24 protein-coding genes, 2 tRNA genes, 1 other RNA gene and 1 pseudogene are annotated in these 23202 nt (G+C 66.5%); 11 read left to right on the forward strand and 17 right to left on the reverse strand.

Annotation, left to right across the window (positions count from 1 at the left end; all coding sequences use genetic code 11):
• Positions 1-101: 101 nt before the first annotated feature.
• Positions 102-530, forward strand: a complete 429-nt coding sequence (gene rnk, locus HJG53_RS13185) for a nucleoside diphosphate kinase regulator (protein WP_171131327.1) — start codon at positions 102-104, stop codon at positions 528-530.
• 90 nt (positions 531-620) lie between these two features.
• Here the strand turns inward: rnk and HJG53_RS13190 are convergent.
• The 6 genes from HJG53_RS13190 to dapB all read right to left on the reverse strand — a co-directional run bounded on the left by HJG53_RS13190 (position 621) and on the right by dapB (position 5258).
• Positions 621-697: transfer RNA gene (locus HJG53_RS13190), tRNA-Arg, on the reverse strand.
• A gap of 210 nt (positions 698-907) precedes the next feature.
• Entirely contained in the window at positions 908-1333 is a 426-nt protein-coding gene (locus HJG53_RS13195) for a hypothetical protein (protein WP_171131329.1), read from the reverse strand.
• A gap of 53 nt (positions 1334-1386) precedes the next feature.
• Positions 1387-2028: an endonuclease III gene (nth, locus tag HJG53_RS13200; RefSeq protein WP_171131331.1), complete on the reverse strand. Its 642-nt coding sequence runs from the start codon at positions 2026-2028 to the stop codon at positions 1387-1389.
• Positions 2025-3095: a pyridoxal phosphate-dependent aminotransferase gene (locus HJG53_RS13205; protein WP_171131333.1), complete on the reverse strand. Its 1071-nt coding sequence runs from the start codon at positions 3093-3095 to the stop codon at positions 2025-2027. Before HJG53_RS13205 ends, nth begins: the two co-directional genes overlap by 4 nt.
• On the reverse strand, positions 3092-4414 hold the full coding sequence (locus HJG53_RS13210) for an amino acid permease (RefSeq protein WP_217352835.1): 1323 nt from the start codon (positions 4412-4414) through the stop codon (positions 3092-3094). The genes HJG53_RS13205 and HJG53_RS13210 overlap by 4 nt, the downstream gene beginning before the upstream one ends.
• A gap of 109 nt (positions 4415-4523) precedes the next feature.
• Positions 4524-5258, reverse strand: coding sequence for a 4-hydroxy-tetrahydrodipicolinate reductase (dapB, locus tag HJG53_RS13215; RefSeq protein ID WP_171131337.1), 735 nt, complete (start codon positions 5256-5258; stop codon positions 4524-4526).
• A gap of 80 nt (positions 5259-5338) precedes the next feature.
• Here dapB and HJG53_RS13220 point away from each other — a divergent pair, with 80 nt between their 5' ends.
• The 3 genes from HJG53_RS13220 to HJG53_RS13230 are packed head-to-tail and all read left to right on the forward strand — an operon-like array spanning position 5339 to position 6981.
• A complete protein-coding gene (locus HJG53_RS13220; protein ID WP_171131339.1) occupies positions 5339-5722 on the forward strand; it encodes a cupredoxin domain-containing protein in 384 nt (127 codons plus the stop codon).
• 55 nt (positions 5723-5777) lie between these two features.
• The gene (locus HJG53_RS13225) at positions 5778-6272 is read left to right on the forward strand and encodes a GAF domain-containing protein (RefSeq protein ID WP_171131341.1); all 495 of its coding nucleotides are present in this window, start codon (positions 5778-5780) and stop codon (positions 6270-6272) included.
• Between the two features lie 10 nt (positions 6273-6282).
• Entirely contained in the window at positions 6283-6981 is a 699-nt protein-coding gene (locus tag HJG53_RS13230) for an NAD-dependent deacylase (RefSeq protein WP_217352836.1), read from the forward strand.
• A 154-nt stretch (positions 6982-7135) separates the two neighbouring features.
• Here the strand turns inward: HJG53_RS13230 and era are convergent, their stop codons facing one another.
• Positions 7136-8029: a GTPase Era gene (gene era / locus HJG53_RS13235; RefSeq protein WP_171131346.1), complete on the reverse strand. Its 894-nt coding sequence runs from the start codon at positions 8027-8029 to the stop codon at positions 7136-7138.
• On the reverse strand, positions 8026-8688 hold the full coding sequence (gene rnc / locus HJG53_RS13240; protein ID WP_171131348.1) for a ribonuclease III: 663 nt from the start codon (positions 8686-8688) through the stop codon (positions 8026-8028). Before rnc ends, era begins: the two co-directional genes overlap by 4 nt.
• A 68-nt stretch (positions 8689-8756) precedes the next feature.
• On the opposite strand from rnc, the gene HJG53_RS13245 reads away from it, so the two are divergent.
• Both HJG53_RS13245 and xth read left to right on the forward strand, forming a co-directional pair.
• Positions 8757-9935: an acyl-CoA dehydrogenase family protein gene (locus HJG53_RS13245; protein ID WP_254447769.1), complete on the forward strand. Its 1179-nt coding sequence runs from the start codon at positions 8757-8759 to the stop codon at positions 9933-9935.
• Between the two features lie 99 nt (positions 9936-10034).
• Entirely contained in the window at positions 10035-10805 is a 771-nt protein-coding gene (xth, locus tag HJG53_RS13250) for an exodeoxyribonuclease III (RefSeq protein WP_171131350.1), read from the forward strand.
• 3 nt (positions 10806-10808) lie between these two features.
• Here xth and HJG53_RS13255 read toward each other — a convergent pair whose 3' ends face one another.
• The 3 genes from HJG53_RS13255 to HJG53_RS13265 are packed head-to-tail and all read right to left on the reverse strand — an operon-like array spanning position 10809 to position 15007.
• Positions 10809-11873: a PepSY domain-containing protein gene (locus HJG53_RS13255; RefSeq protein WP_171131351.1), complete on the reverse strand. Its 1065-nt coding sequence runs from the start codon at positions 11871-11873 to the stop codon at positions 10809-10811.
• Entirely contained in the window at positions 11870-12547 is a 678-nt protein-coding gene (locus HJG53_RS13260) for a Fe2+-dependent dioxygenase (RefSeq protein WP_171131353.1), read from the reverse strand. Before HJG53_RS13260 ends, HJG53_RS13255 begins: the two co-directional genes overlap by 4 nt.
• A 9-nt stretch (positions 12548-12556) precedes the next feature.
• Positions 12557-15007, reverse strand: a complete 2451-nt coding sequence (locus HJG53_RS13265; RefSeq protein WP_171131354.1) for a TonB-dependent siderophore receptor — start codon at positions 15005-15007, stop codon at positions 12557-12559.
• Between the two features lie 169 nt (positions 15008-15176).
• Here HJG53_RS13265 and HJG53_RS13270 point away from each other — a divergent pair, with 169 nt between their 5' ends.
• Genes HJG53_RS13270 through HJG53_RS13280 form a run of 3 tightly spaced genes read left to right on the forward strand, consistent with a single transcriptional unit; the run spans position 15177 to position 18623 of the window.
• On the forward strand, positions 15177-16985 hold the full coding sequence (locus HJG53_RS13270) for a DUF885 family protein (protein ID WP_171131355.1): 1809 nt from the start codon (positions 15177-15179) through the stop codon (positions 16983-16985).
• Entirely contained in the window at positions 16985-18247 is a 1263-nt protein-coding gene (locus HJG53_RS13275; RefSeq protein WP_171131356.1) for a M20/M25/M40 family metallo-hydrolase, read from the forward strand. The genes HJG53_RS13270 and HJG53_RS13275 overlap by 1 nt, the downstream gene beginning before the upstream one ends.
• A 40-nt stretch (positions 18248-18287) precedes the next feature.
• Complete coding sequence (locus HJG53_RS13280) at positions 18288-18623, forward strand: DMT family protein (RefSeq protein ID WP_171131357.1); 336 nt, start codon at positions 18288-18290, stop codon at positions 18621-18623.
• Positions 18624-18682: 59 nt separating this feature from the next.
• Here HJG53_RS13280 and rplQ read toward each other — a convergent pair whose 3' ends face one another.
• From rplQ to HJG53_RS13295, 3 genes are all read right to left on the reverse strand, one after another.
• Complete coding sequence (gene rplQ / locus HJG53_RS13285; protein ID WP_171131358.1) at positions 18683-19108, reverse strand: 50S ribosomal protein L17; 426 nt, start codon at positions 19106-19108, stop codon at positions 18683-18685.
• A gap of 86 nt (positions 19109-19194) precedes the next feature.
• Positions 19195-19270 (reverse strand) — tRNA-Ala (locus tag HJG53_RS13290).
• A gap of 83 nt (positions 19271-19353) precedes the next feature.
• A complete protein-coding gene (locus HJG53_RS13295; RefSeq protein WP_171131359.1) occupies positions 19354-19671 on the reverse strand; it encodes a TIGR02300 family protein in 318 nt (105 codons plus the stop codon).
• 168 nt (positions 19672-19839) lie between these two features.
• Here HJG53_RS13295 and aroA point away from each other — a divergent pair, with 168 nt between their 5' ends.
• Together aroA and cmk are read left to right on the forward strand one after the other, a co-directional pair.
• On the forward strand, positions 19840-21147 hold the full coding sequence (gene aroA, locus HJG53_RS13300) for a 3-phosphoshikimate 1-carboxyvinyltransferase (RefSeq protein WP_171131573.1): 1308 nt from the start codon (positions 19840-19842) through the stop codon (positions 21145-21147).
• Positions 21144-21758: pseudogene (gene cmk / locus HJG53_RS13305) on the forward strand ((d)CMP kinase); the annotation flags it as partial. The gene aroA and the pseudogene cmk, both read left to right, overlap by 4 nt.
• Before the next feature lie 8 nt (positions 21759-21766).
• Here the strand turns inward: cmk and rnpB are convergent.
• The 3 genes from rnpB to HJG53_RS13320 form a co-directional block, all read right to left on the reverse strand.
• Positions 21767-22133, reverse strand: an RNA gene (rnpB, locus tag HJG53_RS13310) — RNase P RNA component class A.
• 16 nt (positions 22134-22149) lie between these two features.
• On the reverse strand, positions 22150-22758 hold the full coding sequence (locus tag HJG53_RS13315; RefSeq protein ID WP_171131574.1) for a cytochrome C biogenesis protein: 609 nt from the start codon (positions 22756-22758) through the stop codon (positions 22150-22152).
• Positions 22758-23159, reverse strand: a complete 402-nt coding sequence (locus tag HJG53_RS13320; RefSeq protein ID WP_171131576.1) for a cytochrome c-type biogenesis protein — start codon at positions 23157-23159, stop codon at positions 22758-22760. Before HJG53_RS13320 ends, HJG53_RS13315 begins: the two co-directional genes overlap by 1 nt.
• Between the last annotated feature and the right edge of the window lie 43 nt (positions 23160-23202).

Below are 23202 nucleotides of genomic sequence, written 5' to 3' on the forward strand. Positions count from 1 at the left end.
CCCCGGGTCCGGACGTTCGCGTGCTGGGTTCGGGGTAAGGGCATAGCCCGATCCGCCACGCCTCGCCAGCGTTCGCAACCCTCACACTACGAGCCTTCGTCATGACCCTTGTTAAAGCTGCCGCGCGCCCTCCCATTCATATGATCGACACCGAAGCCGATGCGCTGTCCGATCTCGGAATGCGTGCCCACGCCCGCCAGTCAGATGTTAGCCGCCTGTTGATGGCCGAGATCGAACGCGCCAGGATTCACACCGCCGAGGACATTCCTCCTGACGTCGTGACCATGCGTTCGACGGTCGAGTTTGTCGATCAGGCAACCGGCACCCGTCGTACCGTCGAACTTGTCTACCCTGCCGAGGCCGATATTGCTGCGAACCGGATCTCCGTAATCACACCTGTCGGCGCCGGGCTCATCGGCTTGCGCGAAGGTGACTCAATACTTTGGCCAGATCGCGATGGACACGAACGCACGCTGAGCGTCGTAAAGGTGATCCAACCGGCACGAGACACGACAGCAAAAAGTCGCTGATCGCGAACTTACGAACCTGCCTGAAATCTTTCCGTCTTAGCCGACACTGGGGAGCTTCGCTCTAACCCATTGCGCCAGCCCTCAGGGGCGTGGCGCACCCGACACGATTCGAACGTGTGGCCTCCACCTTCGGAGGGTGGCGCTCTATCCAGCTGAGCTACGGGTGCATTATGCTTACGCGGTGCTTACGCGAAAAATCTGAGAGTTGAAAGCGCCAACCTCGGTGCTCTCAAAGCGCTGTATTTCAAGTGTTTTTCGACCTCCTTCTCACAATCGTTCCGCTTGACATCAGCCTTCGGAGGGCAACGCTCTATCCAGCTGAGCTACGGGTGCGTGGGCGCTCGCTTAGCAGCCGGAAGGCCGCTGTCCAACCCCCACTAGCGTCGTGCGGGCACGATCGGCTGGAAGGGTGCGAGGCCGCAACTGGCGCCCCGGCTGATGCCTGGCCCCTGCAGCACGGTAATGATGTCCTGCGCGCAGAGCTGGGTCAGCGACGTCGAATAGGTGAAGCGCTGCTCAAAACCGAGTTGCGGGCAGGACTGGTTCAGCACGACACGGTAGGTCTGGCGACCGGGTCCCGAGAAATCGATGACCCGATCGCTGCGCACACGACTGTTGCGGATCTGGGAGAGCGATACACAGGTCCGCGCCGGACCCGCGACGCGGGCGCCGTCGCCGAAGCTTTGGCCGTCGGGCGACAGCACGGCGGCGGCTTCGTTGCGCTCGGCGCGGGCCTGCTGTTCGGGGGTGGACATGCACGCCGACAGAGAGACGGCAGTGGCGAGGATCAGGGTGGTGCGCATCTTCACTCCTCCATGGCTCCAGCAACGACTCGCGCCCGATTGCGTGCCCCAGCTTAACATGGAGCAGGCGTTTTCGGCTCATAGGCGCAGAGATCGCGCACGACGCAGCGCCAGCATTCCGGGCGCCGCGCCTTGCAGACGTAGCGGCCGTGCAGAATCAGCCAGTGATGCGCGCCGAGCCGGAACGGCTGCGGCACCTTGGCATCAAGCTGCTGCTCGACTGCCAGCGGCGTCTTGCCCGGCGCCAGGCCGGTGCGGTTCGAGACCCGGAAGATGTGCGTGTCGACGGCGAACGTCTCCGCGCCGAACGCGCAATTCATCACCACATTGGCGGTCTTGCGGCCGACCCCGGGCAGCTTTTCGAGCGCGTCGCGGTCGGCCGGCACCTGGCTGCCATGATCGTCGATCAACGCCTGGCTGAGCGCGACCACGTTCTTTGCCTTGGTGTTGAACAGGCCGATCGTCTTTATGTAGTCCTTCACCTGCTCCTCACCGAGCGCGACCATCTGCTCGGGCGTTCTGGCGACGGCGAACAGCCTGCGGGTCGCCTTGTTCACGCCAGCATCCGTCGCCTGAGCGGAGAGCACGACGGCCACCAGGAGCGTGTAGGGATTGACGAACTCCAGCTCCGTCTCCGGCGCCGGATTGTCCTCGGCCAGGCGGCGGAAGAACTCGAAGACCTGTGCCCTGGTCATCGCAGCCGGTCCAAAGCCGCGCCGAGCCGGTCCAGTCCCTCGCCGACGAGCTCGGTCGCGCTGCCCATACCGACGCGGAAGTGATCCGGCGCACCGAAGAAGGCGCCCGGAACGATGGACGTCTCATATTCCTCGCGCAGCAGGCGGTGCAGGTCATCGACGCTGGCGCCGATCAGCCGCGGAAAGGCAGTGATGCCGCCGGTGAGCAGCGCGCAATCGAGGTCCGCACGCGTTTTCAGCCAATCGTTGAACAGGGCGCGGTTGCGTGGAAGGAGATCGGTGAGCGGCCGCGCAATCTCGTCGAAATGCTCGAACGCGACGCAGGCAAGCCGCTCTGCTGCGTGGGACTGGGCTACGCCGAACAGCTCGTTCAGTCGCCACATGCGCTCAGCAAGGTCCGGCGGCGCGATGATCCAGCCGCAGCGGATCCCGCTCAGGCCATAGCATTTGGTGAGGCTGGAGGTGACGATGAAGCGGTCGCCCAAGGTCACGGCGCTCGGCTGCAGCGGATAGGTGGCGTCGCGATAGACTTCGTCGACCAGGACATGCGCGCCCACACGCTGCGCCAGCTCGGCACTGGCCTGGAGCGCCTCCGTGGAAGCGAGCCCGCTGCTGGGATTGTGGAGGTTGGTGAGCAGGATCAGTCGCGTGTCAGAGGAGAGCGTCGCTTCTATCGCCGCCGGATCGAGCGCGAATTCGGGCGCCTTGCGCTCGAAAGTGCGGATGCGCGCGCCCAGGAACCGGGCGGCCGCGACCATCGGCTCATAGACGGGGTGCTCCACCAGCACTTCGTCGCCCGGCGTGATCAGCGCCGCCATGGCGAGCATGTTCGCCATCGAAGTGCCGTCGGCGAGCACCACCTGTTCGGGTCCGACGCCGTGGCGCCGGCCGATCGCCTCGCGAAGCGGCAAGTAACGATAGCGGCTGCGGCCATCGAGCTCGAGATCGGCGAGCGTGATCGGAAAGCGGTCGAGATGGCAGGCCGGGACTTCGCTGGACGAAAGCGGGAACCGCGCCGCAGGCTGATTCTTGGCCCAATACATATATTCGGACTGAAGAACCCTCATGCCGCGCGCTCCCGCCTGCGCATCCACACCAGGCAGACGGGCACGCCAGTCAGCAGGATGGCGAAACCGATCGCCGCATTGACCGGGTGGTTCCAGACCGTGCCCGCCACGGTCGCGGCGCAGGCGAGCACGAAGAAGCCTGTCGTCCAGGGGTGCCCGAGCGCACGGAAGCTCGCCTCTCCTTCGCGCCGGCGAAGCACGAACAGTGCCGCACCGGTCAGGCCGAACCAGATGAAGTCGACGGACACGACATAGCTGAGGATCTGGCCATAGCTGCCGGTCACCGCGATCAGCGCGGCCACGCCGCCCTGCAGCAAGATCGCGGCCACCGGCGCGTGGGTACGCGGGTGGACGGCGGCGACGGCCGGGAAGAACAGCCGGTCCTCGGCCATCGCGAAATAAACGCGCGGCGTGGTGAGCATCCCCTGGCTGAGGAAGCCGAGTGCCGAGATGGCTATGCCGAGGGCGATGACCGCCGCCCCGCGGTCGCCCAGCGCCGCCCGCATCACTGCGCTAGCGGGCGTCTCGGACGCGGCGAGCCCTTCCGGCCCCAGCACCAGCACGCAGGTCAGCGCGACGAGGGTGTAGAGCGTGACCACGCCGACTACGCCGAACAGCAGGCCGCGTACCAGGTCGCGGCGCGGGTCGCGCATCTCGCCGGCGACGAAGCTCGCGGTCTGCCAACCGCCATAAGAGAACATGACGGGGGTGAGGGCCGCGATCAGCGCCGTCACCGTGCCGGACTCCGCTACGAGGGAGGTACGCACCTGCGGCGCAGCGGCCGGAGCCAGAAACAGGCCCGTCAGTACGAGCATCAGGATCGCGCCGATCTTCAGCACCATCAACAGGCTCTGGACGGTACCGCCGGCACGCACGCCGAGGCAGTTGATGGCGGTCAACAGGGCAAGCGCCGCCACCGCCAGCGCCCAGTCCGGCATGCCGAAGGGCACCAGCTCCAGGGCATAGCGGGCGAAGGTGATCGCCACCGCCGCCATCCCGCCCGACTGAATGACGAGCAGCAGCGACCAGCCGTAGAGGAAGGCGGGAAGCGGACCCCAGGCATCGCGCAGATAGGCATATTGTCCGCCGACCTCGGGCCGTCGCGCCGCCAACTCGGCATAGACGAAGGCGCCGGCAAGCGCGATCGCTCCGCCGATCAGCCAGGCGCCGACCATCAGCACCGGCGTGCCGGCCTGCCGCGCGACTTCGGCCGGGTTCACGAAAATGCCCGACCCGATAATGCCGCCCATCACGAGCATCGTGACGTCGAACGCACCGAGACCGCGGACGAGGTGGGGCGACTCCTCTGGTGCGCTCACGTAAACACATACTCCTTCGCTCGTCCCGAGCGCAGTCGAGGGGCGCATGCACATACCTCGGAACCCCGCCCCTCGACTTCGCTCGGGACGAGCGGCGAATGGCGTGAGCTCATAGACCGAGCACGTCAGCCATGGCGTAGCGGCCCGCAGGCCTGCCGGCGAGCCATTGCGCCGCCCTGATCGCTCCTCGTGCGAAGATCGCGCGTGTCTCGGCCCGGTGACCGAGTTCGATCCGCTCGCCCTCGGTCGCCAGTACCACCAGATGATCGCCCGCAACCGAACCACCGCGCAGGCTGGCAAAGCCGATCGCGCCTTCGCTCCGCGCGCCATTGCGATCGTGCTGCGGCGGCGAAAGCGTGACACCCCTGCCCTTCGCCGCCGCCTGGCCGAGCAGCAGTGCCGTTCCGCTCGGCGCATCGAGCTTGTGGCGGTGGTGCATCTCCAGCACCTCTATGTCCCAATCCGGCCCAAGTCGCGCCGCGGCCTGCTCGACCAGCGCGGCAAGCAGGTTCACCCCCAGCGACATGTTGGCGGACTGCAGCACCGCGACATCCTGTGCCGCGATGTCGATCAGCCGGTGATGCTCCGCGGTCAGACCGGTCGTCCCGACCACGATCGCTCCGCCGTCGACACGCGCGATGTCGAGGTGGGCCGCCAGCGCTTCTGCCGTGGAAAAATCGATCAGCACATCGGTCCCGACCGCCAGCTCGGCGGTGTCGCGATAGGGGCCGAACACAGCGCCGTCGCGATCCACGCCGCCGGCAAGGTCCGCGCCCATTGCCGGCGCCGCGTCCGCGATCGCGCGGCCCATCCGGCCGGCTGCTCCCAGGATTCCGATCTTCATCGTTTCACGTTCGACGATTTTCGGGGGCTGAACAAGGCGCGCAATGCGCGTAAACTCATCTCGGTACCCGGAGGTTCGCCATGCGTCTGTCCCTGTTCCTGCTCACGCCCCTTCTGCTCGCCGCCGCGCCGCCGGATTGGGGAACCGCGCATGAACTGGAAGTCCGTCTCAGCAGCTTCGCCTTCACGCCCGAGCGCATCGAGCTGAAGAGCGGCGACGCCTATCGCCTGCATCTGGTGAACACGGCAGGCGGCGGACATAATTTTGACGCGCCGGAATTCTTCGCCAAGGCCCAGGTCGCCGCGACCGATCGGCCCCGCATCGCCAAAGGCACGATCGAGCTGAAGGGAGGCGAGACGGCCGATATTCGCTTCGTTGCCCCTGCGCCCGGGACCTACAAACTCCATTGCTCCCACCTGCTCCATGCCAGCTTCGGCATGACGGGAGAGATCGTCGTCCACTGATTTCGCTTGCCCTGCCGATAGCGCTGACCGAAGCTGGGCTTCGGAGCGAGATCGAGTGAACGACGAGTTTGCCCGCCAAGTGGCGCGTTATGGCGATGACCCGGAACTGCATGACGTGCTGGCGGAGCTGTGCGCGCTGACCGGGATGGGCTTCGCCGCCATCGCCTGCGTGACCGAGGATCGTTGGATCGCGTGCCAGGTCCTCGACCAGATCGACTTCGGCCTGACGCCGGGTGGCGAGCTCGATGTTTCCACCACCATCTGCGACGACATCCGCAAGACGCAGCGCGCGATCGTCATCGACCATGTGCGCGAAGACCGGAATTGGTGCACGCACCCAACGCCGATCCTTTATGGATTTCAAAGCTATGTATCGCTGCCCTTGAAGCTGCGGGACGGCAGCTTTTTCGGTACGCTCTGCGCGATCGATCCGCAGCCGCGGCTGTTGCGCCAGCCCGGCATGTTCGACGAACTGGAGCGCCTCGCGCACCGGGCGGAGGACATCCTCAGCGCGCGGATCGAAGTCGACCGCTCGACCGAACATGTCTGATCCGTCGCGGATGCGCGGTATCGATCGGATTGTCGTGCTCACCGGCGCCGGCATCTCCGCCGAAAGCGGCCTCGCGACCTTTCGTGGTCCGGACGGGCTTTGGGAAGGGCACCGGGTGGAGGATGTCTGCACGCCGGAGGCACTCGCGCGCGATCCGGCACTGGTCCATGCCTTCTACGATGCGCGGCGGGCGAAGCTTGGCGAGGTGGAGCCCAATGCGGCGCATCATGCGCTCGCGCGGCTCGACGCCGAATGGCCAGGCGAGTTGCTGATCGTCACGCAGAATGTCGACGACCTGCACGAGCGGGCGGGCGCCAGGCGGCTGCTGCACATGCATGGCGAACTGAAATCGGCGCTGTGCGCGGCCTGCGGAGCGCGGCACCCCTGGGAGACGCCGATGGGCAACCACCCGCCCTGCCCCGGCTGCGGCCAGTCGCGGCTGCGTCCCGACATCGTATTCTTCGGGGAGATGCCCTACGAAATGGAGCGGATCGACGTCGCCCTGGAACGCTGCGACCTGTTCGTTTCGATCGGAACGTCGGGCGCGGTCTATCCGGCCGCAGGCTTCGTCCGCACCGCGCGGCATTACGGCGCCTGGGCGCTGGAGATGAACCTGGAGCCGTCGGCGGGCAGCGTCTATTTCTCGGAGAGCCGCATGGGTCCGGCTTCGGAGCTGGTGCCAGCGTGGGTGGAGGAGATACTCAGCTAAAGGCTTGCTCGTCCCGAGCCCTTCGACGTCGCCTGTCGGCGTCGCTCAGGATGAACTTCAGCCAAGGCTGAAGTCGAGGGGCGCAGTTCCGAGCCACCGCCCTTCGACTACGCACTTCGTGCTTCGCTCAGAACGAGCGACTTTCTGACTAACCCTACTCCACCCAGTCCAGCCCCAGGTCGCGATAGACACCGCGATCTTCGTCCCAGTCGGGCTTCACCTTCACGTGCAGATAGAGGTGGACGCGCTTGCCGAGCTGTTCGGCCAATTCGTTGCGCGCGCGTTCGCCGATCGCCCTGATCTGCGCGCCGCCCTTGCCGAGCACGATCGCGCGCTGGGTGGGCCGCGCCACCAGGATCTGCTGGTGGATCTCGACCGAGCCGTCCTCGCGTTCCTTATACGCCTCCGTCTCGACGGCGCTGGCATAGGGAAGTTCGGCGTGCAGCTGCAGGTAAAGCTGTTCGCGCGTCACTTCGGCGGCAAGCATGCGGTCGGTGATGTCGCTGACCTGATCTTCGGGGAAGTGCCACAGCCCCTCCGGCACACGCTGGGCAAGCGCCTGCTTGAGGTCGGCGATGCCGTCGCCGGTCGCGGCGCTCACCATAAAGACCTGCTCGAAGGTCAGCGCATCGGTGAGCCGCTGGGCATGAACGAGGAGCTTATCCTTGGCGGCGACATCGACCTTGTTGAGCACCAGGATCTTCGGCTCGGGCCGGCTCTTCAGACCCTCGACGATGCCCATCACCTTGGGGCCGAGGCCGGCCTTGGCATCGACGATCAGCGCGATCACATCGGCATCGGCGGCGCCGCCCCAGGCAGCCTGCACCATAGCACGATCGAGCCGGCGGCGCGGCTCGAAGATACCGGGCGTGTCGACCAGCATGATCTGCGCCTCGCCTTCGATCGCCACACCCATCAGCCGGGTGCGCGTGGTCTGCGCCTTGGGGCTGACGATCGCGACCTTTTGCCCGACCAGCGCATTGACGAGCGTCGACTTGCCCGCATTGGGCGCGCCGACGACCGCGACAAGTCCGCAGCGTTCGCTCATTTGAGCTGCTCCAGCAGCGCCTTGGCGGCCGCCGTCTCGGCTTCCTGCTTGGACGCGCCCTCGGCGCTCGCCTCACCCGCATTGCGGATCGACACGGTCACGGTGAAGCGCGGGCTGTGCTGCGGCCCGGAACGGTCGGTCACCTGATAGACCGGCGGCTTGCGCCGGTGCGCCGCCGCCCATTCCTGCAGCGCCGATTTCGGATGCTGCGGCGCGCGCTGCTGATGGTCGAGCCGGTCCTCCCATTGGTGCCGCACGAACGCCTCGGCGGCGGCAAAGCCATGTTCGAGGTACATGGCCCCGATCAGCGCCTCGACCACATCGCCGAGCACATTGTCGCTGTCCGCGGCGCCATCGTCGCGGGCCTGCTTGCCGAGCCGGAGATGCGCGCCGAGGCCCATCTCGCGCGCGACCTCCGCACACACGGCACCGGAGACGAGGGCGTTCAGCCGCCAGGAAAGCTTGCCTTCGGGCTCGTCGGGGAAGCGCTTGTAGAGCCAGGTCGCCATGGCGAGGCCAAGCACGCGATCACCGAGGAACTCCAGCCGCTCGTAATCCGCTTCCTCGCGGCTGCTGTGGGTGGTCGCCCGCTCGTAGAGCCCCAGGTCCTTGGGGGTGACGCCCAGCGTCGCCTTGATCCATCCGGCAAAGTCGCTCACCCCCCGCGCTTGCGGCGGCTTTACGGACGCGTCAAGCGCGACTAGCCCCGCAGTTCGGGAGAGAGACGATGCTGGACACCACGCGCCGCGGCATGGACGCCGATATTTACGACGCCTTTCTGGAGCAGCTGAACCGCTTCGTGCGCGACCGGCTGATCCCCGCCGAAGAGCAGGTGGAAGCGCTCGGCCGGGTCCCTGACGATGTGCTGGCGGAAATGCGCGACATGGGCCTGTTCGGCGTCACCATGCCCGAAGAATATGGCGGCGCGGGCATGAACGTCAGCCAGTATATCGGCTTCGTGCAGGCGCTCGCCTATGCCGCGCCCGCCTTCCGGTCGATCCTGTCGATCAATGTCGGCATGGTGAACTCCGCCATTTCGAACTTCGGCACCAGCGAGCAGAAGGCGGAATGGCTGCCCCGCCTGGCCGCCGGCGAGATCGCCGCCTTCGGCCTGACCGAGCCGGACAGCGGCTCCGACAGCGCCGCGATGAAGACGCGGGCGGTGAAAAGCGGCAACGGCTATGTCCTGAACGGCACCAAGCGCTACATCACCAATGCGCCCTTTGCCGACATGATCCTGGTGATGGCACGCACGAACGCCGAGCCGCTGCCGAAGAACGGCCATGTCTCCGCGTTCCTCGTGCCCCGGAACACGCCTGGCGTCAGCATCGGATCACCGGACGGCAAGATGGGTCAAGCCGGCTCGGCGATCGCCGACGTGATCCTTGAGGATGTGCAGGTCGGCGGCGAGGCACTGCTCGGCGGGGCTGAAGGGATCGGCTTCCGCGCGGCGATGAACAGCCTCAACAACGGTCGGCTGTCGGTCGCCGGCGCGAGCGTCGGCTATGCCAAGCGCATCCTTGACACGGGTCTTCGCTATGCAACCGAGCGCAAGGCGTTCGGCGAACCGATCGCCAACTTCCAGCTGATCCAGGCCATGCTCGCGGATTCGAAGGCCGAAATCTACGCCGCCGAGTGCATGCTGAAGGACGCCTGCGCGCGCGCGGACCGGCAGGAGAACATCATCGTCGAGGCTGCCGCCGCGAAGCTGTTCGCGTCCGAGATGTGCGGGCGGGTGGCTGACCGCGTCGTCCAGATCCATGGCGGCGCGGGCTATCTGAAAGAATATCTGGCCGAGCGCTTCTATCGCGATGTGCGCATCTACCGCATCTACGAAGGCACGTCGCAGATCCTTCAGCTCGTCATCGCGAAGAACATGCTCCGGGAGTTCGCGGCCGTCCTCTGAGGCCTTCCTGCCCCGTTTGCTTCGAGCGAGGTCGAGAAGCTTCAGCACCGTTTCTCAACTTCGCTCGAAACGAACGGACAGGTTCAGCTTTATGCTGAGGTGAAGATCGCCACCTACAATGTGAACGGCGTCAACGGGCGGCTGCCGGTGCTGCTGCGCTGGCTCGAACAGGCACAGCCGGACGTGGTCTGCCTGCAGGAGCTGAAGGCGAGCAGCGAGAAATTTCCCGAAGGCGCGATCGCGGCAGCCGGCTACGAGGCGATCTGGCACGGTCAGAAGTCGTGGAACGGCGTCGCTATCCTCAGCCGCGTCGGCACGCCGGTCGAGACGCGGCGCGGCCTGCCGGGCGACCCCGATCCGAGCCAGAGCCGCTATATCGAGGCGGCGGTCAACGGCTTGCTGATCGGCGGGCTTTACCTGCCCAACGGCAATCCGAAGCCCGGACCCAAGTTCGACTATAAGCTCGCCTGGTTCGAGCGGCTGATCGACCACGCGGCCGACCTGATCGCGAGCGGCGCGCCGGTGGTGCTTGCGGGCGACTATAACGTGATGCCGACCGAGCGGGACGTGTACAAGCCGGAGCGCTGGGTCGACGACGCCCTATTCGCCCCGGAAGCGCGCGACGCTTATGCCCGGCTGCTCGCGCAAGGCTGGACAGACGCGCTGCGCCATCTCCATCCCGACGAGACGATCTACACATTCTGGGACTATTTCCGGAACGCGTTCAATCGCAATGCAGGGCTGCGGATCGACCATCTGCTGCTCAGCCCATCAGTCGCGCCGCGGCTGAAGCAGGCGGAGGTGGACCGACAGGTGCGCGGCTGGGAAAAGACCAGCGATCACGCACCCGTCTGGATCGAGCTCGCCTAGCGCCTATTCTGCTGGCGCCACCCGCCGCGTCGGACGCTTGCGCCACTTGCGGCTGTTCACCCACATGGTGATGCCGGTGATCGACAGCACGGCGGGAATGATTCCGCCCAGGAAGATGACGACCTGCCAGAGCGGGCCCATGCCGGTTCCATCATGCCAGCGCCGCATTGTCCGCGCGATAGTCTCCGGCTTGGGCGGCTTGATCGCCACGGCCCCGGTCGCATCCGCCACTTCCGCCTCGCCGCGCTCGAGCCCGATCTTCCACACCGGCGACTTGCCCGTCGGCCAAGCGATCGAAACCGGCTGCCCTCCCGCCTTCGCCACCACCGTGTCGACCTGCTGAACCGGCTGAGCGAGCGCCGGCGCCGGAGCCGGGCGCTGCGGCGGCTTCTCGCCGACCATGGGGCCGAAAAAGGCCGGAAAGCTGATCCATGCGCCGGTGAAGCTCAGCATCGCGAGCGGAATGCAGATCCAGAAGCCAAGCTGATGGTGCAGATTGGCGTCGAACTGCGGTCGCCGTTTCCATCTGAAACCACGCGCGAAGCTGCCCGTCAGCGGCCACCAGAGCCACAGGCCGGTGAGCGACGAGACCAGCATGGCGACGCCGATCCAGCCGACGATCTGGCGCCCCATGCCCGGCACCATCAGGCTGCCGTGCAGCACGTGCAGCACCTGCACCAGCCCCTCGCGCGAGCCCGCCTTGTCGAGCACCCGCGCCGTTGCGCCGTCCAGATAGACGTTGGTGCGGCGCGGCGGCCCGGCGGCTGTGCCGGCCTTGGCTGGTGCCGCGCTCACCATGACGGGACCGTCGCCATGTTCCGGATAGCGGAGCGAGACGACCTGCTCTCCGGGCGCCAGCACGGCGCGCGCCGCCTCGACATAGCGCGACGCCGGCAGAGTCGCGGCGCCGCTGACCGCATAACGCTCCGGGTTCACCCGAGCGTCGAGCCAGTCGTGCCACACCAGCGCGGAGCCGGTCAGGCTCAGCGGGATGATCAGGACGGCCAGCAGCAGCCCGATCCACTTATGCACGTCGAACCAGAGGTTCCGAAGCCTGGTCTTGCTCAACTGTCCGCCCACCGTCTCAAGAGATTATGATATACGCCTGTCAGCTGCACGATCGCGGGATCGCCCTGCCCCAGCTTCACGCCCAGCGCCTGGATCGCCTGGTCCATCTCGAACAGCGCACGCCGGGCTTCGCCGTCGCGCACCATGCTCTCGATCCAGAAGAAGCTCGCCACCCGCGTGCCCCGCGTGACCGGCTCCACCCGATGCAGGCTGGACGAGGGATAGAGCACCATATGCCCGGCCGGCAGCTTGACGGTCTGGGCGCCAAAGCTGCTTTCGATCGTCAGTTCGCCCCCGTCATACTCGTCGGGATCGGCCAGGAACAATGTCGCCGACAGGTCCGCGCGCAGTCGAAAGCTCCCCTTGGTGCGCACCGCATTGTCGACATGGACGCCGAATGCCTGGCCGCCGGCATAGCGGTTGAACATCGGCGGCAACACCTTGGCGGGGAGGGCCGCGGCGATGAACAGCGGCATGCGCCCGAGAGCGTCGAGGATGATGCCGCCGGCCTCCGCCGCCGCGGCCCCATCGTCCGGCAGTTGCTCGTTCGACTTGGCGAGCGCAGCCTGGGGACCCGAGGTGACGTTGCCGTCCACCCATTGCGCCGCATCGATGATCGCACGCACCCGCTGCACGCCCTGTGGGGACAACACATCGGGGATGGGGATCAGCATGAAGCGCTTCTAGAAGCTGTAGACGAGGCTGAACACTGCCGAGCGGGTCTCGCCCGGCGTGGCCCAGCCGCCAGTGACCGCGCCGGAGGTCGCGTTCACATTGTTGCGGATCGCAGTGAAATAGCGCTCGTTCGTCACATTCTGCACATTCAACTGGGCGGTCAGGCCCGGCGCGAATGGATAGGCGACATAAAGCCGGTGCACCAGATAGTCGTCGGACTTGAACTGGGTGCGCTGCAGGAGGTTTCGCTGGTTCAGCGCGAAACTGCCCTGGTAGGTAAAGCCATAGCCGAGCTCCAGCCCAAACGGTAAGCGATACGTCGTGAAGAGGCTGCCCGAATGCTTGGGCGTCTGGACCAGGCGGTCGCCGCGCTGGGGGTCGGGAAGCGCCGCGCTGTTGCCGCAGCCGGCGGTGCCAGGGTTCGCCAGGCACTTGGCGGAGACGCTCTGCTCCACCTTGCTGTCGAGATAGGTGTAGTTGGCGAAGATCGTCCAGCCTTCGGCGACCGTGCCGGTCAGCCCCAGCGCCACCCCGTCGACGCGCGACTGGCCGTCGAGCACCTGAAGGCCGGCGGGCAGCGCCGGATCGTTCGACGGCACGCGAAAGTTGGTGCGCTCGTTCCGGAACACGGCGGCAGTCGCCTGAAGGCCGGCCAGGATGTCGGCCTTCACGCCCACTTCATAGTTGCGCGCAGTTTCCGGGGCGACGTCGCAGAAGTTGACGAAAGTGCTGCCCGAGCCACTGGTGCAGCCAAGGCGCACGGTCGCGGAAGACGGCGTCTTGGCGTTGGCGAATGAACCATAGATGCTGACCGATTTGACCGGCTTGAACACCACGCCGACGCGGTAGGAGAAAAGATCCTCGCTGCTCCGCTGCGGTGCGAGTTCGACAGCCGACGGGACTGCAGTGCCAGGCGGGTAAGAAGCCAGCGCGAGCGGCCGGAACGTCGCCCTGTTCCGTTCCCACCGCACGCCGCCGTTCAGCTCGAACTTGCCGATCTCGAGATTGTCGAACAGATAGACGGCCTGGTTCCGCGTCTCGCTCTTGGATCGCGCTGTCACCGTATAATTGATCGGTCCGGTATAGATGGTCGTCGGATTGACGATGCTCTCCTGGGGCAGGATCACCGGGGCACCCGATGCGTTGCGCGGCAGCGATGCGCTCTCGATCTGGTAATCCTCCCAAGTGAAGGCCGCGCCGACGACGAGCGTGTTGAAAAGCCCGCCCTTCTCGCCAGCCTCCCACCGCAGATCGGTCTGGTTGAAGAGAAGCTGGTTCTCCTGATTGCGCACCAGCCCGCGCGGCCCGGAAGGTTGCCAGAACCCCGGCGCTACGGGAACGGTCACGCTCGGGCGGAATACGCCGTTCGCATCAGCCACGTTGGTGAGATTGGCGTTGCACGCCGATCCGACTGCGTCGTTGGCGCCTGCGGAGACCGGCTGACGCCCAGTTCCGGCCAGGCAGAAGGTCCCTTGCGGCGCGCTGGAGACGGTGTCCTGCGCCACCCGTTGCCAGCGGGTCAGGTTGCGCACCGAAACGGCATCGCTGAACGCGTGCCGGAACGTAGCCGTCAGCCGATCGACGGTGATTTCCTGCTCGTCCAGGTTGCGATAACCGTAATAATCGCTGCGGCTGGTTCCGGGCAGCGGGCCATTGTTCAACCGGTTGCGGAAGAAGGGCACGCCATAGATGGGCGTGTTGTCGTCCCGCTGGTGCAGATAGGCGATGGTCAGGCTGGTCGGCGCATCGACGCCGAGCGTGATCGAGGGCGCGAAGCCCCAACGCTTGAACTTCTCGACATCGCGGCCGGGCACGTCGTTGCGGTGGAACATGCCGTTCACGCGTACCGCGATCAGGTCGGAGGCGCGCCAGTTGCTGTCCACCGTCGCGCGATAATAATCGTCGGTCCCGACGCTGCCCTGAACGATGGTGAGATTGTCCGGCTGCGGCAGCTTCGACACCAGGTTGATCGTGCCGCCCACCGAACCCGAGCCGTTGAAGACCGAGTTGGCACCGTTGAAGACCTCGATCTGCTGTAGGTTGAACGGGTCGGTGCGGCTATATTGGGCGCTGTCGCGGACACCGTCCTGGGTCAGATCGTTGTTCGCCGAATAGCCGCGCAGATTGATGCTATCGCCATAGCCGCCACCGCCTTCGCCGGCGCCGAAGGTGATGCCCGGGATCGTCGCCAGCGCATCGCGCAAAGTCAGCAGGTTCTGCTTGCGGATCACCTGATCGCTGATGACGGTGACGGTCTGCGGCGTGTCGAGCAGCGGCGCGATCTGCTTGGGGCTTTCCAGTTCGGCTTCCGGCCGGCCGGTCACGATGATCGATTGCTGATCGGCGGCTGCCGCATCAGCCGCCACGGCAATACCGTCGGCAGCCGCTGCCGGCGCGGTCACGAGAAAGCCGATACAACCAAGCGCGAGAGAGGCCGTGGACGGGCCGCGTGCGATCATTTTCTACAATCCCCTTTGCGGCGAAAGATGCCGTGTCGGGGCGGCTAATGCAAATCATTCTCATTAGTGTCAAGCACTCACTCGATCACCGTAACGACCGGCGCTTGCATCCATGATCACGGCGCGTCAGGACGGGGCCATCTTGCATAGCAGACCAGAGAGCAAATCCATGGATCGTCGCGCCTTTCTTCTCTCCAGCGGAGCCGTCGCGGCGGCGGCTGCCGTGCCCCCCGCACTGGCGAAAACCAGCCCCGGTGCCGCGGACGCCCGCCTGCACGCCCTGCTGGAACGCTTCTTCTACGATCGGCTGAACGACAGCCCCGAGCAGGCGACCAACCTGGGACTGGACACGGGCGCACGAGCGGCCTTGCGCGGCAAACTCTCGGACAATTCGCCCGCTGGTCAGGCGCGCCGCCGCGCCCGGACCCACGCCGAGAAGAAGGCGCTCGCGGCCATCGACCGCAACGAGCTCAGCGCAGGAGCGCAGATCGACTATGACGTGGTCCAGTATCAGCTCGACCGCGCGATCGCCGGCGAGCGCTTTTCCTATGGCGAAACCGGCGGCCAATACACGCCTTATGTGCTGAACCAGATGAGCGGCGCCTATCGCGAGGTGCCGGACTTTCTGGAGGGGCAGCATCCGGTCAACAGCACCAGCGATGCGGAGGCCTATCTCGCGCGCCTGTCTGCCATGCCTGTCGCCATCGCGCAGGACATGGAGCGCCAGCGCGCCGACGCGGCCAAGGGCGTGATCGCGCCTGACTATGTGCTCGATCGCAGCCTCGGGCTGCTCGCCGAGATGCGCGACAAGCCCGCCGCCCAGACGCTGCTGGTCGAGAGCCTGCGCGAGAAGCTCGCCGCCAAAAAGCTGCCCGACAGCTTTGCCGTGCGCGCCGAGCAGATCGTCACGAACGACGTCTTTCCGGCGCTCGACCGGCAGCGCGTTCTCGTCCAGGAGCTGCGCGGCAAGGCGAGCCACGATGCTGGCGTGTGGCGCTTGCCGGACGGCGACGCTTTCTACGCGGCGGCGGCGGAAGCGGCGATCACCGCGCCGTTCACGGGCGAGGAAATCCACCGCATCGGGCTTGAGCAGGTCGCGGAGATCTCCGGGCGGATCGATGCCATCCTGAAGTCGCAGGGGATGAGCCAAGGCAGCGTCGGCGAGCGGCTGGTCGCCCTCAACAAGCGGCCTGATCAGGTCTTCCCCAACACCGATGAAGGCAAATTGGCGCTGGTCGCCACGCTCAATGCGCAGATTGCCGCGATGACCAAGCGGCTGCTCGAAGCCTTCGCGACCGTGCCCAAGGGAGAAGTGGTCGCGCGCCGCGTGCCGCCGGCGATCCAATCAGGCGCGCCCGGAGGCTATTACGAATCGGCGCCGCTAGATCGGTCGCGCCCGGCTTCCTACTTCATCAACCTGCGCGACACGTTCGACCGGCCAAAATTCGGTCTCGCGACCCTCAGCTATCACGAGGCGGTGCCGGGGCATCACCTGCAGGGTAGCCTTGCCCTTGAGAATACCGGCATCCCGCTGATCCGGCGCCGCAGTTACTTCAGCGGCTATGGCGAGGGTTGGGCGCTCTATGCCGAGCAGCTCGCCGACGAGATGGGCGTGTACGAAGACGATCCGCTCGGCCGGGTCGGCTATCTCCAGTCGCTGCTGTTCCGCGCGACGCGCCTCGTCGTCGACTCGGGTCTGCACGTGAAGCGCTGGAGCCGCGAACAGGCGACCGACTATTTCATGGCCACGACCGGCATCGCCCGTAACCGCAGCCAGAACGAGATCGACCGCTACACCGTCTGGCCTGGTCAGGCGTGCAGCTACAAGCTGGGCCACACCGTCTGGGTGCGGCTGCGCGACGAAGCGAAGCAGCGGCAGGGCAGCCGCTTCGACCTCAAGGCCTTCCACGACGTGCTGACGGTCGGTGCGATGCCGCTGAGCGTGCTGGAGCGGGTCGTCAAGGCGCGGTACGTCTGATGCGGGCTCTCTTCCTGCCCCTGCTGCTCGGCGCCGCAGCTCCTGCCCTCGCGGTCACCCCGGTGCCGAGGGTGATGGCGAGCCCGGCCTTCAAGGCTGCGGTCGCGGATCTCGATCGCGACCACGACCGGATCGTCGACGAGATTGTTACCCTGACCGAAATTCCGTCGCCGCCGTTCAAGGAAGCCAAGCGCGCCGAGGCCTATGCCGGCATGCTGCGCGCCGCCGGCCTCGTCGATGTCGACATCGACGCCGAGGGCAATGCGACCGGCCTGTGGCGCGGAACCGGGGCTGCCGGGCGGCCGCTGATCGTTATCGCCGCGCACCTCGACACCGTCTTTCCCGAGGGGACCGAGGTGAAGGTGCGGCGCGAAGGCACACGCCTCTCCGCCCCGGGTATCGGTGACGACACGCGCAGCCTCGCCGTGCTGCTCGCCTATGTTCGGGCGATGAAGGCGGCGGGCGTGAAGACCGACCGCGACATATTGTTCGTCGGCAATGTCGGCGAGGAAGGCCCCGGCGACCTGCGCGGCGTCCGCTACCTGTTCACCAAGAGCAAGTATAAGGACCGGATCGCCGCCTTCATTTCCATGGACGGCACCGACGGCGCCCGCATCGTCAATGGCGGCACCGGCTCCAAGCGCTACCGGGTCGCCTTCAAGGGACCGGGCGGGCACAGCTATGGCGCGTTCGGGATCGTCAACCCGATGACCGCGATGGCCCAGGCCGTGGTCGATCTCTACAAGGTCGAAGTGCCGGCCAAGCCGAAGACCACTTATTCGGCGAGCGTCACCGGCGGCGGCACCTCGGTCAACTCGATCCCGCATGACGTGTTCATGGAGTTCGACATGCGTTCCGAAAGCGCGGACGAGCTCGCCAGGCTCGAGCAGCGCTTCCTCGGCATCGTCGACAATGCGGTCAAAGGCGAGAATGCCGCCCGCTCAACCAAGCCGGGTGTGATCAAGGCGGAGCTGAAGCTGATCGGCGATCGCCCTGCCGGACAGACGCCGGCCACCTCTGAGCTGGTCCAGGTCGCCCGGGCAGCCGTCGCGGCCAATGGCTTGCAGCCCGAACTTCAGACCTCGTCGACGGATGCGAACATGGCGATGAGCCTGGGTGTTCCCGGCATCACCATCGGCTCGGGCGGCAGCGGCGGCCGCGCGCACGCGCTCGACGAGTGGATCGATGTCGAGAAGGGCGCGAGCCTCAAGGGCATGCTCCCGGGGCTCGCCATGCTGCTGGCAATGGCGGATCTGCGCTGAGCGGATAGCGCCCGCCCCTCAGGCTGGGCATAGCGGCGCGATGGTCACCATCGCGCTCCTCTTCGCCTCCAACATCTTCATGACGATCGCCTGGTACTGGCATCTGAAGGGCGGGATGGACAAGGCGCTGCCGCTGGTGATCGCGATCAGCTGGGGCATCGCGCTGGTCGAATATTGCCTGGCCGTGCCGGCCAACCGGATCGGCTTTGCCCAGGGCTGGAGCGGCGGACAGCTCAAGGTCGCTCAGGAAGCAATCGCGCTGCTCATTTTTGGCGTGTTCATGGTGCTGGTGCTGGGCGAGCCGCTCGGCTGGCGCCACCTCGGCGCCTTTGCCTGCCTGATGGGGGCGGTCGCGTTCCTCTTCGCCGGACGCTGAGCGCAAACGAAAAGGGCTCCCGCACGGGGAGCCCTTCCGAAACACCTTCACGCTGCCGATCAGGCGGCTTCGGCGTAATCCTCGTCGCCATTCTGGACCGGACCCGAGTCCTGGCCCTTGGCGGAGACGTCGCGGTCGACGAACTCGATGATCGCCATCGGCGCCGCGTCCGACGCGCGGATGCCGGCCTTGATGATGCGGGTGTAGCCGCCGTTGCGCTCGGCATAGCGCGGCGCGAGCACGTCGAAGAGCTTCTTCAGCTGCGTGTCGTCCAGCAGCCGGGCATGAGCGAGACGGCGGTTCGACAGCCCGCCCTTTTTCGCGAGGGTGACGAGCTTCTCCACATAGGGGCGGAGCTCCTTCGCCTTGGCGACGGTGGTGGTGATCTGCTCATGCTTGATGAGCGCAGCCGACATGTTGCGGAACAGCGCGGTGCGATGGGATGCGGTGCGCTGAAGTTTACGGCCGCCGACGCGGTGACGCATGGTCTTGTCCTTTCGTTCGTCAGGGTTCCGTATCAGGTAAACCCGGCCAGGCAGCGATGAGCGGGCGCTGCCCTATCCCGTTATAATGGTGGAGCCGAGGGGGATCGAACCCCTGACCTTCGCAATGCCATTGCGACGCTCTCCCAGCTGAGCTACGGCCCCACGCGCCTCCGCCGGGCTGGTCCGGCGGGGTTGAGCGCCGCCCGTTAGCGGGGCGGCGCACGGAAATCAATCGGCTAAATCAATCAGCTTTCGTCACCGGCATCGCCGGTGTCGACGCCCAGATCGTCGTCGCCGCCGAGATCGACTTCCTCGTCGACGGAGGGCTCGCCCTCATCGATGTCCAGATCCTCGTCGGCGCCGAGCACCGCATCGTCCTCGGACTTGACCTCTTCCTTCTTGGGCGCGTCGAACGGCAGCGGCTGCTTCGACTTCAGCACCGGCTCGGGCAGCCAGGAATAGCCGCAGTTGATGCACTGGACGGGATCGTCCTTGGTCAGATCATAGAAACGGGTCGCGCACTTCGGACAGCTGCGCTTCGAACCCCATTCAGGCTTCACCATCTGTGGCCTTGCTCCGGATACATCGTCAGAAAAGAAAACAGCGGCGCATCGGCATCGATGCCCCGCCAATCGGGCGCGCCTTGCCATAGCGGATGGGCGCTGTCAAAAGCCGCGCGCCTTCGATCATCCAGACAGGAACGCCCCTTCGTGCATGCGAGCCCGACGCCGATGAGCTTTGCGCGATCCGGGCCGCTCAGCGGCGTGGCGCGCGTGCCGGGCGACAAGTCGATCAGCCACCGGGCACTGATGCTCTCCGCGCTCGCGGTCGGCGAAAGCCGGATCGAGGGCCTGCTCGAGGGTGAGGACGTGCTCGCCACCGCCACCGCGATGCGGGCGATGGGCGCGCAGATCGAGCGCTCCGCGGATGCGATCTGGCGCGTGGCCGGCGTCGGCGTCGGCGGCCTGCTGCAGCCTGGGCAGGCGCTCGACATGGGCAATAGCGGCACTTCGACGCGTCTGCTGATGGGGCTGGTCGCGAGTCATCCGATCACCGCCACCTTTGTCGGTGACGCCTCCCTTTCGAAACGTCCGATGAACCGGGTGGTCGAGCCCCTGTCGCTGATGGGAGCCGACGTGACCGCCTCGCCCGGCGGCCGGTTGCCGCTGATGCTACGCGGCCTCTGCCCGGCCGTGCCGATCACCTATCGCCTGCCGGTCGCCTCGGCCCAGGTGAAGAGCGCGGTGCTGCTCGCGGGCCTCAACACGCCCGGCATCACCCGCGTCGTCGAGCCGGTGCCGACCCGTGACCATTCCGAGCGGATGCTCGCCGGCTTTGGGGCCGAGCTCACGGTCGATGCGGAAGGCGGCGAGCGCCACATTCGCATCCGCGGCGAGGCCGAGCTGCGGCCGCAGCAGATCGTCGTGCCGGGGGACCCCTCCTCCGCAGCCTTCCCCGTCGTGGCCGCGCTGATCGTGCCTGGATCAGCGGTGACGATCGAGAATGTCGGCGTGAACCCCACCCGGGCGGGGCTCTACGAGGTGCTGCGCATGATGGGCGCCGAGATCGCCTTCTCGAACCAGCGCGAGGTTGGCGGCGAGCCGGTGGCCGACGTCACCGCCTGCTTCTCGGCCTTGTCCGGCATCGAAGTGCCGCCGGAGATCGCGCCGTCGATGATCGACGAGTTTCCCGTGCTGTTCGTCGCCGCGGCCTTCGCCCAGGGCCCGACGGTGATGCGCGGGCTCGAAGAATTGCGCGTCAAGGAGTCGGATCGCATCACCACCATGGCGGAAGGCCTGCGCGCCATCGGCGTCCGCGTCGAGGAACTGCCGGATGGCCTGATTGTCGACGGCACTGGCGGCGACCCGCTGGCCGGCGGCGCGACCGTCGCCTCGAAGCTCGACCACCGCATCGCGATGAGCTTTGCCGTCGCCGGCCTGAACTGCCTTGCACCTGTCGAGATCGACGATATCAGCCCGGTCGCGACCAGCTTCCCCGGCTTTACCAAGCTAATCTCGGACTTGCAGACCCGATCATGATCATCGCCGTCGACGGACCCGCGGCTAGCGGCAAGGGCACGATCGCCCGTGCGCTCGCCGGCCATTACAAGCTGCCGCATCTGGATACCGGGCTGCTTTACCGTGCTGTGGGGCAGACCGTGCTCGATCAGGGTGGCGACCCCAATAACGAGGGCGACGCCCTCGCCGCCTGCACGTTCAATGACAAATTGCTTGAAGACGTCCGGCTGAAGAGCGGCGCGGCGGGCAACGCCGCCTCCATCGTATCGGCGCACCCCGCAGTCCGCGCGGCGCTGATCCAACGGCAAAAGGACTTCGCCAATCAACCCGGTGGCGCCGTGCTCGACGGCCGCGACATCGGCACGGTGATCGCGCCCCAAGCCGATGCCAAACTGTTCGTGCGCGCCACCTCCGCCGTGCGGGCGCGGCGCCGTCATGACGAACTGGTGCGGTCCGGCGCCACGATCAGCTATGACAAGGTGCTAGCCGACATCAAGGCACGGGACCTGCGCGACAGCACGCGTTCCGCCGCCCCGTTGCGCCAGGCCGACGACGCGGTGCTGCTCGACACCAGCTTCCTGTCGATCGAGTCGGCCATCGCGCATGCCATCGAGCTAGTCGAAGGCCAGTTGGTGAGAAAAGCGCCAGAGGGTCTGTAAGCCGGGTTCTGTCCTCGCCCTGTTGGACGATGTGCGGCCATTCCTCTTGGACCATCATTGCTGACGGTCTCCAGCAACCAACCCGGATGACGAGCCGGAACAGGCCCATTTGCCATCCCTATTCGGTCTTGCTCCCGGTGGGGTTTGCCGTGCCGTTCCCGTTGCCGGGCCCGCGGTGGGCTCTTACCCCACCCTTTCGCCCTTGCCCGGCCGAAGCCGAAGGCGGTCTGCTTTCTGTGGCACTTTCCCTGGAGTCGCCTCCGCCGGGCGTTACCCGGCACCGTCGTTCCGTGGAGCCCGGACTTTCCTCGGCGCACTTGCATGCGACGCGGCCGCCCGACCCTCTGGCGAGCGCGCTTATAGACTAACTCGGCAGTTGCGCCAGCCGCGCTTCTAGGTCCGCGCGCCAGGGCGCATCGGCCGGCGCGCGCGCGAGCAGCTCCGTCCAGATCGCCCTCGCCTGGGCGAACTGGCCCGATTGCGCCATCGCCAGCCCCATGAAGAAGGGCGGGCCCGGATGGTTGGGGGCAATGTCGGCGGCACGCTGAAAGGCATAGGTCGCGGCCGGCGAGACCATGCCGCCATTGTGCACGATCAACGCGTTGCCGAGCCCCACCCACAGGTCCGGATCGCGCGGATTCTCCTTCAGGCCCGATTTGATGTAGGTGACGGCCGCTTGCGGCACGCCCGCCCGCATCGCACCGTCGGCGGCGACCAGCCATTGCGGGCCGCTGCCGAAACGCTGGCCCATCTGCGCGCGCGTCTCGGCCTGCTTCTCGTCGAACTTGGCGACACTCTCCGGCGACTGCACCGGCTTGTCGGGGAGATTCGGGCTGCCCTGCAGCGCATAGCCGGCAAGGCCGAGCAGCAGCGCCGCCCCCACCGGCTCGAAGGCGGAACGCGGCAGCTTGCCCCACTTCCACAGGGCACCCCCGGCGATCAGCGCCAGCGCGAGAACGATCAGCCACCCCATCAGCGATGCTTCCTGAAGCGCCCGCGCGCCAGCCATGCGCCAAGCCCGAGCAGCAGCAGGGGCGCGATCCAGAGCGGCCAGGTGATCGGCTCCAGCGGCGGCTCATAGGTGATGTAGTTGCCGTAACGTTCGATCAGCCACGCCTTGATCTGGTCCGGCGTCTCGCCATTCTCGATGCGGGTACGGATCAGCGCGCGCATGTCGCCGGCAAGCTCCGCGTCAGAGTCGACCACCGCCTGGCCCTGGCAGACGATGCATCGGATCGTTGCCATCAGGTCCCTGGCCTGCTTCTCCTTCGCCGGGTCCGCTAGCTGCGTATAGGCATATCTCTCGGCTGGCAGGGTCGAGTCGGCGAAACCGGGGCTGGCAAGAACGGCCACCCACACCAAAGCCGTTCGTATCGAGCGAAGTCGAGATACGCTTCTCGACTGCACTCGAAGCAAA

The organism is Sphingomonas sp. ID1715 (assembly GCF_013044515.1).
Taxonomy (GTDB): domain Bacteria; phylum Pseudomonadota; class Alphaproteobacteria; order Sphingomonadales; family Sphingomonadaceae; genus Sphingomonas_B.

Coding starts and splice junctions, on each gene's coding strand:
- HJG53_RS13245 (WP_254447769.1), top strand. CDS start 8,757: ATGCTGGACACCACGCGCCGCGGCATGGACGCCGATATTTACGACGCC.
- era (WP_171131346.1), bottom strand. CDS start 8,029: ATGAGCGAACGCTGCGGACTTGTCGCGGTCGTCGGCGCGCCCAATGCG.
- HJG53_RS13230 (WP_217352836.1), top strand. CDS start 6,283: ATGCGCGGTATCGATCGGATTGTCGTGCTCACCGGCGCCGGCATCTCC.
- HJG53_RS13270 (WP_171131355.1), top strand. CDS start 15,177: ATGGATCGTCGCGCCTTTCTTCTCTCCAGCGGAGCCGTCGCGGCGGCG.
- rnk (WP_171131327.1), top strand. CDS start 102: ATGACCCTTGTTAAAGCTGCCGCGCGCCCTCCCATTCATATGATCGAC.
- nth (WP_171131331.1), bottom strand. CDS start 2,028: ATGACCAGGGCACAGGTCTTCGAGTTCTTCCGCCGCCTGGCCGAGGAC.
- HJG53_RS13265 (WP_171131354.1), bottom strand. CDS start 15,007: ATGATCGCACGCGGCCCGTCCACGGCCTCTCTCGCGCTTGGTTGTATC.
- HJG53_RS13220 (WP_171131339.1), top strand. CDS start 5,339: ATGCGTCTGTCCCTGTTCCTGCTCACGCCCCTTCTGCTCGCCGCCGCG.
- HJG53_RS13280 (WP_171131357.1), top strand. CDS start 18,288: ATGGTCACCATCGCGCTCCTCTTCGCCTCCAACATCTTCATGACGATC.
- dapB (WP_171131337.1), bottom strand. CDS start 5,258: ATGAAGATCGGAATCCTGGGAGCAGCCGGCCGGATGGGCCGCGCGATC.
- HJG53_RS13195 (WP_171131329.1), bottom strand. CDS start 1,333: ATGCGCACCACCCTGATCCTCGCCACTGCCGTCTCTCTGTCGGCGTGC.
- HJG53_RS13205 (WP_171131333.1), bottom strand. CDS start 3,095: ATGAGGGTTCTTCAGTCCGAATATATGTATTGGGCCAAGAATCAGCCT.
- HJG53_RS13260 (WP_171131353.1), bottom strand. CDS start 12,547: ATGCTGATCCCCATCCCCGATGTGTTGTCCCCACAGGGCGTGCAGCGG.
- rplQ (WP_171131358.1), bottom strand. CDS start 19,108: ATGCGTCACCGCGTCGGCGGCCGTAAACTTCAGCGCACCGCATCCCAT.
- HJG53_RS13295 (WP_171131359.1), bottom strand. CDS start 19,671: ATGGTGAAGCCTGAATGGGGTTCGAAGCGCAGCTGTCCGAAGTGCGCG.
- aroA (WP_171131573.1), top strand. CDS start 19,840: ATGAGCTTTGCGCGATCCGGGCCGCTCAGCGGCGTGGCGCGCGTGCCG.
- HJG53_RS13275 (WP_171131356.1), top strand. CDS start 16,985: ATGCGGGCTCTCTTCCTGCCCCTGCTGCTCGGCGCCGCAGCTCCTGCC.
- HJG53_RS13315 (WP_171131574.1), bottom strand. CDS start 22,758: ATGGGGTGGCTGATCGTTCTCGCGCTGGCGCTGATCGCCGGGGGTGCC.